The organism is Prolixibacteraceae bacterium (assembly GCA_019856515.1).
Classification (GTDB): domain Bacteria; phylum Bacteroidota; class Bacteroidia; order Bacteroidales; family Prolixibacteraceae; genus Halosquirtibacter; species Halosquirtibacter xylanolyticus.
On record CP082230.1, the window covers coordinates 2,299,572 to 2,313,996 of the forward strand.

At 36.0% G+C, this 14,425-nt stretch carries 10 protein-coding genes; 3 read left to right on the plus strand and 7 right to left on the minus strand.

Annotation, left to right across the window (positions count from 1 at the left end; all coding sequences use genetic code 11):
- Positions 1–4: 4 nt before the first annotated feature.
- From K5X82_08155 to K5X82_08165, 3 genes are all read right to left on the minus strand, one after another.
- Positions 5–646, minus strand: a complete 642-nt coding sequence (locus K5X82_08155; GenBank protein QZT38862.1) for a VWA domain-containing protein — start codon at positions 644–646, stop codon at positions 5–7.
- A 304-nt stretch (positions 647–950) separates the two neighbouring features.
- Positions 951–1,604 (minus strand): TerD family protein, encoded by a 654-nt coding sequence (locus K5X82_08160; protein ID QZT38863.1) that lies wholly within the window; start codon positions 1,602–1,604, stop codon positions 951–953.
- Between the two features lie 225 nt (positions 1,605–1,829).
- Complete coding sequence (locus tag K5X82_08165; protein QZT38864.1) at positions 1,830–2,393, minus strand: TerD family protein; 564 nt, start codon at positions 2,391–2,393, stop codon at positions 1,830–1,832.
- 960 nt (positions 2,394–3,353) lie between these two features.
- On the opposite strand from K5X82_08165, the gene K5X82_08170 reads away from it, so the two are divergent.
- Complete coding sequence (locus K5X82_08170; protein ID QZT38865.1) at positions 3,354–3,932, plus strand: hypothetical protein; 579 nt, start codon at positions 3,354–3,356, stop codon at positions 3,930–3,932.
- Positions 3,933–4,614: 682 nt separating this feature from the next.
- On the opposite strand, the gene K5X82_08175 is transcribed toward K5X82_08170, so the two are convergent.
- From K5X82_08175 to K5X82_08185, 3 genes are all read right to left on the minus strand, one after another.
- Complete coding sequence (locus K5X82_08175) at positions 4,615–5,694, minus strand: hypothetical protein (GenBank protein QZT38866.1); 1,080 nt, start codon at positions 5,692–5,694, stop codon at positions 4,615–4,617.
- A gap of 83 nt (positions 5,695–5,777) precedes the next feature.
- Positions 5,778–6,356: a Crp/Fnr family transcriptional regulator gene (locus K5X82_08180; protein QZT38867.1), complete on the minus strand. Its 579-nt coding sequence runs from the start codon at positions 6,354–6,356 to the stop codon at positions 5,778–5,780.
- Between the two features lie 351 nt (positions 6,357–6,707).
- Complete coding sequence (locus K5X82_08185) at positions 6,708–8,336, minus strand: beta-N-acetylhexosaminidase (protein QZT38868.1); 1,629 nt, start codon at positions 8,334–8,336, stop codon at positions 6,708–6,710.
- A gap of 613 nt (positions 8,337–8,949) precedes the next feature.
- Between K5X82_08185 and K5X82_08190 the strand changes: the two genes are divergently transcribed.
- Positions 8,950–10,806, plus strand: a complete 1,857-nt coding sequence (locus K5X82_08190) for an alpha-L-fucosidase (protein QZT38869.1) — start codon at positions 8,950–8,952, stop codon at positions 10,804–10,806.
- A 141-nt stretch (positions 10,807–10,947) separates the two neighbouring features.
- Here K5X82_08190 and K5X82_08195 read toward each other — a convergent pair whose 3' ends face one another.
- On the minus strand, positions 10,948–12,084 hold the full coding sequence (locus K5X82_08195) for a 6-bladed beta-propeller (GenBank protein ID QZT38870.1): 1,137 nt from the start codon (positions 12,082–12,084) through the stop codon (positions 10,948–10,950).
- A gap of 413 nt (positions 12,085–12,497) precedes the next feature.
- On the opposite strand from K5X82_08195, the gene K5X82_08200 reads away from it, so the two are divergent.
- A complete protein-coding gene (locus K5X82_08200; protein ID QZT38871.1) occupies positions 12,498–13,991 on the plus strand; it encodes a TolC family protein in 1,494 nt (497 codons plus the stop codon).
- The last annotated feature ends 434 nt before the right edge of the window (positions 13,992–14,425 follow it).

A 14,425-nucleotide genomic window follows, 5' to 3' on the forward strand; every position in this document is an offset into this window, starting at 1 on the left:
TAAATTAATGTTTAACAAGATCAATACCCTGTGGCGGTGGTGGTAATTCAAATAAGTCATTCATTTCCTCTCCTGTGGTCTCAATTTTTGTACTTGAAACTTCGATTGAAGATGAGACCCATTTGAAGAACTCTCCAATGGTGCCTTCATCTAACGTGGTGAGTTTAACTACATTTGGAGTTATCTCTTTTAACACATCAATATTTGCTCCCTCTCCTGCAGCACAAGCAACGACCACACCACTGCTTACTTGTTTAAAATCGACAAGTCCTCGCTTCCAATCATCTGTTGGAGATCCATCTGTCATAATAAAGATAAGAGGTTTCCAATCCCCCTTTTGGTCCCTTGTTGACAACTTAACCTCATTTTTAATCTGAAGACTTAATTCTTTTAATCCTAACCCTAAAGACGTCATTCCACGTGTCTTTAAAGTAGGAGATTGAAACAATGCTAATTCGGTCAACTCAACATCGACTTGTACATCGTTAGCAAAAGTAAGGACACTTAAATAGGCTGTCTCTAAGGCATGTGGATTACGACATAACCTTGACGACAATGTTTCTACCCCATGTTGAACTGCCCTTAATGGCTCTCCATCCATAGAATACGACACATCAATAAGTAAATAAACTGGAAGTCGTCTCATAACTATTTAATTAACTGATTTTACACTTTTTGGTAAACCTTTGTTTTAGCCTTATAATGCAACCAAAAGTTTAAACTCTAAGGTACCGACACAGCCATTAGTTTAATCGTATCTAATAGCGAAGCCAACTCTTATAGATAAATTTCACCTGAACTTTATGTATATTCTAAAAGAGAGTCACAAAGCCCACGCATATATCTCGACCCATGAATAATGGTTTACATTTCCATTAATCGCATCGCTGAGATCAATAACTTTATCTTCAAGAATCGACTCTTTTAATGTACACAGACATATATTTTAATTATGCGTATTTCGTCAATATCGTAGTTATTGTCTGTTTTAGATCTCTATCAGTGGTTGGATCTCCAATAGCACTAAATTTCCACTCTCCATTTCTACGATAGAATTTCCCCATAACCATAGAAATCTTACCAGCAAATTCTTTTCCATTAGCAACATCGTATATCGCATGTATAGTATTTACTCTATCTGGTGTTCCCTCATAAAGACGAATGGTAGCGAAAGGAATATCAGCAAAATCTTGCTTCTTGTAACTGTTTAAGAAAAAGATAATCTGGTCAACATGAGCAGGAACTTTCTTAAAATCTACTGTGATGATTTCATTATCTAATCCATCATCACCATCAAGATCTCCAGTCAAATCGTCTCCACTGTGTGTAACCCCACCAACAGTTGATTTTAGTTGTCCATAATAGACAACATCTAAGATTTCTTTATTTGAATTCAACATCAAACAACTTGCGTCAAGATCAACCTCTATCACTTTTTTCTTCATTACAGGAGTACCTCCAAAACCAAGAAATCCACCTTCTCTTACTTCGACCTCTTTTTCGATTACACCCCAATTAAGTCCAACACAAACTTGAGATAATACTGTTCCTGTATCTTTCTTTCTAAGATCAATTTTTTGACCTTTTACTAAATTTATTGCCATATGTATAAAATATTAAAGTGACACTGAATTATTCATTAAACACGTTTAGAACCATGGAATAGAAAATAATTATCCGTATAACAATATGAATTTGCACACATATTAATTATATGAATCTTTTATATCGTTACAACTCACTACAAATAACATTGTTAAGTCATAATTTAAGAGTCTATTCCAAAGAGTTATATCATTCAATTATTAAATAAAGACATCTAATTAGACCTAAACATATTTATCTACAAAAAACTGTAATCCAGTCTCATACCCTCGTCCCATTGCTTCAAATTTCCACTCTGCACCTCGACGATAAAGTCGACCAAATTCAACTGATGCTTCTGTTGAAAAATCTTCATCCAGCTCATACTTCATAATCTCTTCATTCGTATTATTATCAACAATACGGATATACGAATTTCCTACTTGTCCAAAATTCTGTTTTCTAGCTATGTGGTCGTGAATCGTAACAACAAATACTATCTCTGTTATTTCACTACTCACCTTAGTCAAATCAACCTTAATCTCTTCATCATCATCACCATCAGAGGCACCACCAGTAGTGTCGTCTTCGGCACCTTCAACCGATCCATCAGGAGAAAATCTATTATTATAGAATACAAAATATTCTTCTGTTGGTATTTTTCCAGATGCTCCTAACATAAATGTTGATGCATCAAGATCAAAATCATCTCCAGTAGCTTGATTAGGATCCCAACCCAAACCAACTGAAATACTCTTTAACCCTTTGTCTAAAGAAACTCTTTGTCCTTTTGATAAATTAATTGCCATAACTATTACTTAATTTATATTCTTTGAAACTACTATTAAAGTAAACATTAATAAGACGTGACTATATAACTAAACTATATTAAATAATCTATTGACGTTACACTGTCATTACACTTATAATATTGACACTTGGTATTAGATATTTTATTTACTCACAATTAAATAGAAACCCTCTATTTAATAAAAAAGACATCCTGATTTTTAGATTTAATCCAATCATGAACAAAATCATATAACATGGTACATCCAATAACTATCGTGATATTATCAAACATAACAATAAACATAGACTCAAGACATGCACTACCCTAAGACAAATATTACATAATTTATATATCATTGTCATTGTTACGAATTTATTGTTTTTATCACAAAAAACAACATTTAATAATAATAAAAATGAAAATACATTTACAAAATAAAACATATTTCAGTTGATATATTATCACAAATTCACATATACAACTTTATATCAACACATTTCAGTCTTCTAAGATATAATACTCTACTGCACTCTATTTGCATAGGTTGTCAAAAAACAATAAATCATTCTAATAAAGACAGCGAACAAACATCTAATTCATTCTTAAAACATCCATTTAATAGTGCGTAATCAAACCATTAAAGATCATAATATTGCTAAATACATAACAAAAATTTAATACATTAATCAGGACATGTTAATAAAATACAGACATAATAAAAGGTTGCTAATTCATATTATATTAGGATTACTAAAAACAGATATAAAGCATGAATGACGACCTTTCAAACGACAGAATTAGACTAAATTTACCACGACCTACAAATAAATCTTAATGATACAAGAAGTAACTCTGGACGTATGCATGAGTTAAACTTTGTAATGATACTTCTAGTGATCTCTATTTTGAGAAGCTATGGCCATCTAAACATGAGTAAGATTCATCGTAATTATGGTACGTAACTACGAGAATATATGTGTTTGTTCAGAAGGATATTGATGATTGTATTAGTCGAGTTCAACTATCTAGAATCTTGTCTTCGTTAGATCTCAACTTCTTCTCATCAATACATACGAGTAAACAGGATTCGTCTGAATGGTATGCTGTTGATGGAAAAGAATTAAGAGGAAGCATTGATTTAAATGCAAAAAACACTAGAGGGCTGAGCATTGTTTATGCTTTATCTCACTTGACAAAGAAACAACAACTTTTAGGTTACTATGATGGAACAAAAAAGAGTAAAGAAGAGGTTATCAAGGGGGCTATAAAGGAGATGCCGAATACCGCGATAATTAGTCTGAATGCCATGCATAACTCTGCTGGATTATTATCTGACATCGAACAAAATAATCGTTTTTATTTGACACAGATAAAAGCAAATCAGAAGCATCTGAAAGAATATTTAGTACATACTTCACAACATCTTATTACCGATGATGTGTTGTCTGAAATCGATAAATCTCATGGTAGAATAGATCAAAGAGATTATGAAATCTACACTATAATACAGAGATGCTACATCCAAGATGATCAAAAAGCGGCATCTGTAAGATGATTAAAGTAACAAGGTCAAGTTGTACTATGAGTACCGGTAAACACAGTAATGAGTTACGATATTATATCACGAATTATAATGGAGATATAGCTGAAATTGCAGGGGCATAAGGAATCATTGGAAAATCGAAGTAATGAATCGAATAAGAGATGTCAATTTTGGAGAAGATAATTTCAAGTCCCTAAACCATGGAATACAAAAATCGATGTCTATCATTATATTGTTCACATGCAGTGGATTAACGAGAATAAATAAAGACAATAATCTAAATAAATTAAGAGAAAAACAAACAAGTTCATTGCCGTATAAATTTTATGAACAAGCCCTGAAGGAGGATGACATCTCTAAATATCCGAGTTTTTATTTTAGCTCACAATTATTACCTCCTTCTCTTATTTTTTGTCATGTACTAAGGTCCTAAACATAGCTAAAAATCATTTTAAAAGATACTTAGGTGTTGCCTATAAGTAAGATAAAGACTCATTTAATTATGACTCCATAGAGAAAAATCATAATAATAAAACAAAGCCATTTTCTAAGGCCAGAGTTATCTGATCCTAAAGAAAATGGCAATTAATATGTTGCTAATATTCTTAGGCAACATAAGGATTATATGTGTATTAATGAAGACTATAATTAGATCGATCCAATGAAACTACACGTCGTTAACACATGCAGCACACTATGGTTTATTATTCTGAAATCTTCCTCCTGGCTCATTCTCCATCACCCTTACATCCATAGATTCGTTGACACACCATCCCACTTGATTTCCCTCTTTATCCATCAACTTACCTAGACCTTCAAAGAAAGAGTTACCTGGAGCAATCATAATATTCTTATCACTTAACGGTTCCACACAATAAACTTTACCTTTGACAGGAAGTTCGTACTCCCATCCATGCGAAAACCACACATTATCTGGAGTCTTAGCATAACCTTTTTGAAAAACGGTGAAGTTATCGAAATATTCACACTCTCCATTATGCTTTTGGTAGGTACCCACTTGATATCCCCCTTCAAAATTATATAGGTTGATACGATCTCCATCAGCAAAGCGCATAGACGACCACTCCCATGCTTTCGTTCTAAAGTCACCCCACTGCTTATCAATCCATCCACGACCTGTCACCTCAGTAGACAGGGATTCGCCATCAATGGTGTATGATAATTTACCATGGAAAGGTAGATCAGGCAATGAGTAGTAGAAACTTCTATCATCCTCCGCTCCTTGTCTTATAAAGCCCTCTTTACCTAAATTATCTTTAGCCCACATCACCTTATCGGCCCCAGTAGCAAATAACTCAACATCATAATTTGGACCTTTGGCTTTTATCACCACTTGTCCATCCTTATAAGTCAACTCGGCTTGATATCGATTACTCTTGAAGTGTTTGGTATTGTTGGTTTTATCAAAGGCATCTTTAGGGTCCATAATAGCAATATCTACATCACTAAAATAGTGATCACGACTATAATTAGACAATAAAGTCTGTCCCATAAACACCAACTGATCTTCTGGAGGATCGAAACTCGGATCAAGTTCTTGGATATACCCTTTCATCACATCACTATCCATATTGAAATCACAAAAGAAGAAGAAAAAGCGATCTCCATTACTGCCTTCCATGATACAAGTCCAATAGTGCCACTCCGTAAAATTAGGCGAAAGTGTATTGTGGATAGACCACTCCTCCTCTGCCGATCGGTGTGTCCCTTTTTGGATATCATAGTCCAAGAATATTTTCTTTGTATTTCCCATATACTTATCTTTTTAATAAAACAACAATTCAAAAGTACAGGGTACACAAATCAAAAAGTGTGATAAATGCTAACAAAACACCTTCAACCAATTTCTTTTCTCATTCTACTTAAATGCTCGCGTGATATTCCTAAATACTGAGCAATATAAGTTGATGGAACACTTCTTATCACTTCAGGTTGTTCACGCAACAAGTACTGATACATCTCTTTACTACTCATCGTAATGATGTTTGACTTAGAAGAATACTCCTCAACAAGGGTATGGATAATCTTTTTCTGATACCAATCCCTAAACTCCGATGATTCAGCAACCAATTGATCTAACACCTCTTTTTCGAAGGAAACAACTTGCGATTGTGTTATCGCCTTCAACCGGAAAGATGATTTCTCATGTAAAAAATAAGAGTTAGGAATAGTTACAAATGACTGAAGATTGCCGAGATAGAAATTCACGGTCTTATAACTGCCACTTTCGGTCAAATATTGTGATACTAAACCTCCCTCAAGAACAAAGAAGATACGGTTACACATCGCTCCGATCTCAACAATCACACTCTTAGTTCTAACCTCTTCAACATTACCAATGCTCGATAACATAGAAGCAATCGAACTTGGCACCTTTGATTGCTTAAGATGATCTAAAATTATATCCTTCATCATCTACTAGATAGTTTTTTCTATTTATATGTACTCAATCTATTTTTACACTATTCCATCCTCAATGGAGGACTACAAATGTGCAAAGAAGAATGATATCTCACACTCTTCTCTGCAATAAAATATCAACTTAAAATGACTATCCACTATCTCTTATAGCCATCAATACGATGAATACCAATTGAATTTTAAGACGAACAATAAGATCTTGTGAAGATGTTTTGTTTTGACAAAGCAAAGAATAGAAGCATCGTTTTACCTACAGCCACACTCTTCAACGAAGCACAAACAACCTAAAACACAAAAACATAGCTCATATCACAATTTAATAGCCAGTTAGTATCCAGCAACCATCTATTTCTTTCCTACTTTCTTGGCTGACTTTAACTGCTTCAGTTTATCAGGTGCTCCTTTACTCCAATAGTTAACACCAATCACGTCATAACGCTTCAACTGCTTCGACAACACATGATCACGATAATCTTCCCATGATAACTTATCATTAGTATTACCATCTGTCGCCCAACACTTCTCACTCATCACCGCCAATCGTGGGTAAACACGCTCTTCAAACGTATCCATATTTCGGATTTTCTCACTCCATACAGCACAAATAATTCCCTTCACTAAACTTCTCTTTGATGGATCATAGTTGGTTAGATCAAGCAGTGGCTCCCATGCATATATTTGAGCAACAGAAATAGCCCCTCCCCAACGTGCTCCAGGGTCTTTTGGTGTGTTCGACATATCAAAATAAGTATAGTTACCAGGAGATAGTATAAATGGTTGATCGAGCTTCAACAGCTTTTGATCCATAGGCATCTCCAATGTCTTCCACCAAGCAATCAAACCAAATCTCCACCACTGAATTAAGTAATCTGGATTATGAATTCCTTTCTCAAAAGCATCATCCCATAATATAGGAGTTGTGTTCAACTCATCCTTAACATACTTAGCCATTTGTGATGCAAAAGCATTAATCTCCTCATCTGTATAAATCTTGGCACCTAAATTCACCTCATCAAAACCTAGGTGAAACTCTGAGGGCTGATTAAATAGATCAACCATCTCCTTAAGGATATTACGACAAAAGGTAGCCCCTTTTTCATCTATTCGAATCACTTTCTTCTTCTTTCTAGGATCCTTATCACTTGCTAAGTCAGGGTATGAACGAACCACAGCATGCATATGACCGGGCATATCAATCTCAGGTAGCACCTCAATATAACGAGCATTCGCATAAGCGATAATCTCCTTTACATCCTCTTGTGTTAAGAAATGGAAATCCCCTTTACCTTTGGAACTTCGATCACCCTGTGACCCAACAGCAGTTAATTTAGGATACACTTTACTCTCTATACGCCAACCATCATCATCCGAAAAATGAAGATGCAGTACATTCATCTTATGCATCGCCATCATATCAAGAGTTTGGAGTATCTCTTTCTTCGTTCTAAAGTGTCTTGAGATATCAATATGGACCCCTCTAAATCGTTCAAAAGATGGTGCATCCTCTATTTTAACCGAAGGGATTTTCCAATCCACATTATTCACCACACTTTTAGAATACACTTCTGGTGGCAACAACTGAAGTAAAGTTTGTACTCCCCAAAAAACGCCTTTAGGGGTAGCACCTATAATAGTTACCCTCTTTTTACTACTTACCAAAGTATAAGCACCATCATTATCACTCAATGATCGGTTCACCTCTAAACGAATACCTACTCTACTTGTCTTCGCCTCTTGTCTTACACTATATCCTGTTGATTGTGATAGCCTATCTCCCAAATAAGATGCAATATTAGATAAACCATCTCCATAAGAGACCACCGTTTTTTGATCTAAAACAAAACTCTTAGATGCATGTGTTAGCTCAATATGTTTGGGTTGCGGAACAACACCTAACTCTTTATTACTATTTTTTGAGAAGCCTACCAAAGAGAAAAGGACTCCTAAGTGAATTAGAATAATTCTTTTAATCATGTTGTGTATTTAAAGTTTATTGAAATAAATCCATAAGCAACAGCCTTCAAAAACGCAACAATACATATCCAAGTATTATATCAATACTTGAATAGTATCTCAAATATTTTAATTAAAGGCTTAAACTTTTTGAGATATTAATAGAGTTACCCTCTACTTTTGTCCCAAAAAGTCACACTAAATATAATAACAAACTGAATAGAAAATACTTATTTCATCTATATTATAGATTATCCTATACAAATTGCAACGGGAGTGTTACTCTAAGTTATATTTGTAATACTAATATCAAGACACAAACTCATTTACCACCCTTACTAAATGAATACCTACTCCTTTTAATGCACCTAACATTACTATCTAAAAAGGATCAATATATATAACCACGAGAACAACGAAATGCCACCACAATAAGTCTAAATGGGTATATTTCACACTGAAATAGCGTAACTATCTCTATAATTAGAATCAGCGCCCCTAATTGAAAAAGTAGATCTTTGAATTTAATCATATTTTATGATTAAATTCAAGCCACCTTTATTCAAATAGCTTCTTAATATGATTGGTCGCCTTTTGAATCTATAGGTATTAATTCACATTTAACTAATAAACCATGAAAATTACACAACGAATAGGCAAGCTATGCCTACTCCTTATCGTTTCAATCTTCTCCACCACAGCATTCTCCCAATTAAGTGGTGGCGGCGACCTTAATCCCGACCTGAAAGCTCCAAAGAAAGCACAAGAAAAATGGATGGATCTTCGAGTCGGTCTTAGCGTTCATTGGGGGCCATCCTCACTAGGAGGAGAAGAGATCAGCTGGGCTAGAGATCGCAAAATACCTAAAGAGGTATACGACAACTACTACAAGTCGTTTGCCCCAACTAAATTTAATGCAGAAGAGTGGGCCTCATTAATGAAACGTTGGGGAATCAAATATATGGCTCCCACTGCAAAACACCACGACGGCTTTTGTTTATGGTATTCAGACTATACCCCATATGACATGGAGAGTGCCAAATACAAAGTAGATATCATGAAAGAACTATCCAAAGCATGTAAACGTCACCATATCATGCTAGGGGCTTACTACTCAAACTTAGATTGGTACCATCCTGATTGGGCACCATATAACTTCGGTGGTCCTGGACCTCTTATCAAAAAACAAAACGACAGCCCCAACTTAGAACGATATTTCACCTTCTTCGAGAACCAATGTCTAGAGCTAATCAATAAATATAACGTGGACTTTATCCAGTTCGATGGGGAGTGGGACAAGACCTATACCCACGAAGTAGGATCACGTCTATATCGCCGTTTTCATGAAGAGAAACCAGAAATTCTTCTCAATTCTCGCATCGATATCGGAAGACGTAGTGTTGGTAAAGGGAACCACCTCTATATGGATGGACTTAAATACTGCGGCGATTTCCAAGATCGTGAACGTTTGGTAAAGCATGGCAACAATGTCACAGCATGGTTAGATCACCCTTGGCAAGCATGGGTAACCATCGACAAAAACCAGTGGTCATACAACAAAACTCCAAAGCTCATGTCCCCTAACGAATTAATACGTGACATGGTAGGGGTGGTTGGAAATAATGGAAACTACATGATCAACTTGGGCCCTCGTCCAGATGGTGCATTCGAACAAGCCCAAATTGCGTTGATGGACTCTTTAGGCAAATGGCTTCATCAATATGGCAAAGCCATTTATGAAACCCGTGGAGGACCATTCTACCCATATAAAGGAGGTGTAAGTACACGAAAAGGCCGAGATGCGTGGTTATTAGTTACCGATCCAACCATACAACAACTTCACCTTCCTGCATTAGGTCAAGAACCTATTTCAGCTAAAGTTTTTGGAACCAAACAGAAAATATCATGGAAAAAGGAGAACAACCAATGGATCTTTGATCTATCAACAATAGAGAACATGCAACCTGTTAGAGTTGTTGCTCTACGTTTTAAGAAGAGAGTAGGCCTATCTCCCATCAAAAAAGTATTAAGTAGCTACGAAATTGAAGGAGCAAAACAATTGACCAATGGTCTCACAGTAAAATATTCTTCTGTATCTGATGCCATCAAACTCCCAATAAATATTGATGCACTGATAGGAGACCAAAAAGTAAGAGACTTCTCATTCCAATCGAAAAAAGAGAAGACACCATACATTGAATTAGATCTTCAGAAAGAGAGAAAAGTATATGGCATAAAAATCCATCGTCGAGTATTAAAAAACAATCCAGACATGAAGACCATGAACCTATCCATCTCTGGTGATGCTAAATCATGGACCACCATATGGAAAACAACTAAGCTAGAAGAAGTGTGGGACATTCCATTCAACATCACTGATATGGGAGCCACTATCCAAGGTAGATCCGTTAGGTATATTCGTATCGGATTAGATTCAAATAAACCTGTAACACTATCATTCAGCAAACTATCCATCTACACCAAAGAGTAGATCAAATCAGGGCTTGTTCATAAAACTAGATCTATGAACAGGCCCTGTATCTATTATCAAACTCTCATTGCCAAAACTTATTTATTGCTACCGGTAAAACCTTTAATTTTATATATCATAAAGGTTATCGTCTCATCGATACTACTTCGCGATAATAACCACAGGATTACTTTCCATAGTAAGATCCTGAAGTCCCAAAGTGGCCTTATCGATATTTTTCTTCTCACATTCAGACAGAATGGTTGATGCACTTGCTTGGCCTATTATCCCAGAGTCAGTTATTTGCACTGGCCAAAAAGTACCCACTCCATGAATATCATCTATAATATGCTTTGCCAAAGTCGACTGACCACTCTTTTTATCAAAAACAGAGAAGTAAAACTTCACCTCTTTTCTGTTAAACCCTTTCTTTATTACATAAAAAAGTGCATCATCCATCTCTACTGGAGATAAAACTTGAAGATAGTTCGGATAGCTGTTCTTTCGAACATCCACTTGCTCATAAGAGACGCTATTCTCAAAATCGAAATGAATATATGGATGGATACTCCCATCACTATTCATTTCGTACATTAGATCATCTGATCCAAACATAAAATGGATATGATCCTTCAAAGAGTAACAAATAGATCCCATACCTATATGTTTTTTTGATGAATTATGATAATTTAGAGAATCAGTAGCCATTCCCATCCTATCATACCGCTTCATATCTTTATATAAAAATAGGTCCCCCTCCTTATCTTCCGTTCGTTGTCCAACGACCACAAGCCTATCTGCACTCTTAGAATATGCCATATCCAGAATACGTTGTCGAACACTAAAACGTCGTAAGTACATACCATCTGTCTGACGATAAACCACCACTTGTCCTTGGGTATTCCAAACAAATACTTCTTCGTGTACTGGGTCTAATACAAAATTGACTCTACCCGCCCCATACTCTTCAGGACCTTTGCCAACACTCCCAATTTGACGAACAAATGTGCCATCCAAATGGTATTTTAAAATCTTCTTTCCATCCGAAACAAACAGATGTTTATCTGAGAATTCTATACGCAATAGTTTCCTTATCATTGCTTCTTTTCGACTTTCTAGAAGAATATACTTTATAGAAGAGCAATAGTTAGATAATGGTAATGCTTGAGACTTCTGCGAAATCACCTCCCTAACAGACGTCGTATACTTTGTTTCCTCTTCATTGTTAGAAACGACGTTACAAGAAGATAGACACCATATAGATATGAATGTCAAAAAATAAAAAGTTAGTTTTATCATAATCTAATAATTATATCAACACAGAATACAACACGAGAAAACCCCATGAATCCTATATTTATCTTTATTGGTTATATAGTTTAGTTGTCCACCTGTGATCATATCTATTTAGACCTTAAAGCTGGACTGAATTGTAAATATAAATATTTTATATTTACAACAAAATATAATTTACCACGATAAAATAGACCCAAATAAGGTTTTCAAACAAACAACTACTCTTACCATGTAGAAACACACGAAAAAGCACAAGTAGTATGACATATAAATCATATGCTTTTCCTTTAAATCTTACAATAATTATCTTTAATTTAGTAGACTATCTTTCGAAATATTATTCAATGACTTCCTGAGAATAATAAAGAATATTAGAAACAGAAGTAAAAGAGAACAAAAACCGACATAACTTAAAGATGAAAAATTATTACACTAGATTTATTCGCATCCTATGGGTGTGTCTTTTCGTAAATTTATACAACCACAGCCTTGCACAGACAACCATAACTTTGATGGAATCGATGAAGATGGCGCAGAAACAGTCGTTAGATGCCTTCAAAGCCGAAAACATGTATTTGGTATCCTATTGGGACTACCGCATGTATCATGCCCAAAAACTCCCATGGATAACCAGTGACTTCACCCCTGCCAACTATCGTAGGAGTTTTGTAAAAAGGTACAATCAGGCACTGAATATTGACCAATATAAACAAGAACAGAGCCTAGAAAATAATCTTAACTTTGAGATCAACCAAAACTTAGTTGCAACAGGAGGTCGATTCTTTATCACTTCAGGAACCTCTCGTCTACAAAACTTTGGCAACACCAAGTCCACCTCTTTCAACACCAACATCATCCAAGTTGGTTTCAGTCAACCATTAAACGGTTACAATGAGTTTAAGTGGCGTAGAAAAGTGGCACCATTACAGTATGAGATTGCCAAAGCAGATTACATCCTGCAACTTGAAAACATTCATCTCAATGTGGTAGCCTACTACTTCAATTTCCTTATCTCCCAAGAGAGATATCGCCTACAAAAATCGATATTAGAAGACGCCAAAAGCTCTATTATCATTGGGAAAGAACGCTTCAAAACTGCTTTTATAACCAAAAGCGAATTGGTCGATTTAGAGCTAGATGTATATAATGCCGAAGTACAATTGGCAGAAGCCAATAAGTCGTTGATGAAAAGCAAATCCATCTTCACCTCCTATTTGGATATCGATGCCAATACAGATTGGACCCCTGTCCTTCCTGCCATAGACAACAAAACATCTATCGACAAGGTGACAGCCATACAGAAAGCTTTTGAAAACAATCCAGAAATATTAGGACTTAAAACCAAAGAGCTCACCGCAGCACAGCAAGTGGATAAGAGAATCAAAGAGAGTCGATTTAAGGCCAACATAGGAGCTACATATGGACTAAACCAACAAGGCCCAACCTTTAATGAGTCCCTAAAAGATCCCATGGATCAACAATCGATCCTCCTAAACCTATCCATTCCCATCTTGGATTGGGGAAACCGCAAAGGACAAAAACAGAAAGCCCTAAAGAACCAAGAAGTAGTACGTATCGAAGCAGCACAAAAACGTCAATCGTTCGAACAAGAGGTGCTCCTTGCCACCATCGACTTCAATCTACAACCGAAAGTGGTCAACAATAGTCAGAAAGCCAAAAATGCAGCAGAAGATGCCTATAATATGAACTATCGTAGATATATAGAAGGCAACGTAGATCTGCTCCAACTGCAAAGCTCACGACAAAAGAGGTCAAGTGCACAGATCGCCTATATACAAAGCATCTATCAATTCTGGTCCTACTTATATAAGATCCGAAAACAGACACTCTACGATTTCCAAAACAGTATGCCCCTAAGCACCAACTTCGATGCACTCGTGACAAACTAATCTCCATGCAACTCTCCATGAGTTATCAAACACGACATGATCATTACATCATCGACTACAATATAAGTTTACACCGTCTTTCTAACAGTGTAAACTTATATTTCCCACTTTGGTAACATACGGACATCCATCTCGAATTCAGGAAAACAACGCGCAAAACATGCGAATTCATCTACACGAAAGGGAACCCACAACGATATCATCCACGTCGATGGAATGAGGTCCGTGGATCGGACTCACCGCCCTACTATTATTTTACACTATTACCCAAGGCTCCTACCAATACCTTGACCTTGCGGTCAAACGATGGTTCACACCATTGGGCTATGTTCGATTTCCCTTTCAGGGAATGTTGGAAGAAGAATTAAATGTGAACAACCGCTGGGAACGCCGAGCTCCTGCTCGGCATCGTGCCACAAGAGAGCCACAACCAT

What these genes read in the sequence shown, in the direction of transcription:
- K5X82_08165 (QZT38864.1), bottom strand. Translation starts at nt 2,393, where the DNA reads ATGGCAATTAATTTATCAAAAGGACAAAGAGTTTCTTTAGACAAAGGG.
- K5X82_08195 (QZT38870.1), bottom strand. Translation starts at nt 12,084, where the DNA reads ATGATAAAACTAACTTTTTATTTTTTGACATTCATATCTATATGGTGT.
- K5X82_08180 (QZT38867.1), bottom strand. Translation starts at nt 6,356, where the DNA reads ATGATGAAGGATATAATTTTAGATCATCTTAAGCAATCAAAGGTGCCA.
- K5X82_08160 (QZT38863.1), bottom strand. Translation starts at nt 1,604, where the DNA reads ATGGCAATAAATTTAGTAAAAGGTCAAAAAATTGATCTTAGAAAGAAA.
- K5X82_08200 (QZT38871.1), top strand. Translation starts at nt 12,498, where the DNA reads ATGAAAAATTATTACACTAGATTTATTCGCATCCTATGGGTGTGTCTT.
- K5X82_08185 (QZT38868.1), bottom strand. Translation starts at nt 8,336, where the DNA reads ATGATTAAAAGAATTATTCTAATTCACTTAGGAGTCCTTTTCTCTTTG.
- K5X82_08175 (QZT38866.1), bottom strand. Translation starts at nt 5,694, where the DNA reads ATGGGAAATACAAAGAAAATATTCTTGGACTATGATATCCAAAAAGGG.
- K5X82_08155 (QZT38862.1), bottom strand. Translation starts at nt 646, where the DNA reads ATGAGACGACTTCCAGTTTATTTACTTATTGATGTGTCGTATTCTATG.
- K5X82_08190 (QZT38869.1), top strand. Translation starts at nt 8,950, where the DNA reads ATGAAAATTACACAACGAATAGGCAAGCTATGCCTACTCCTTATCGTT.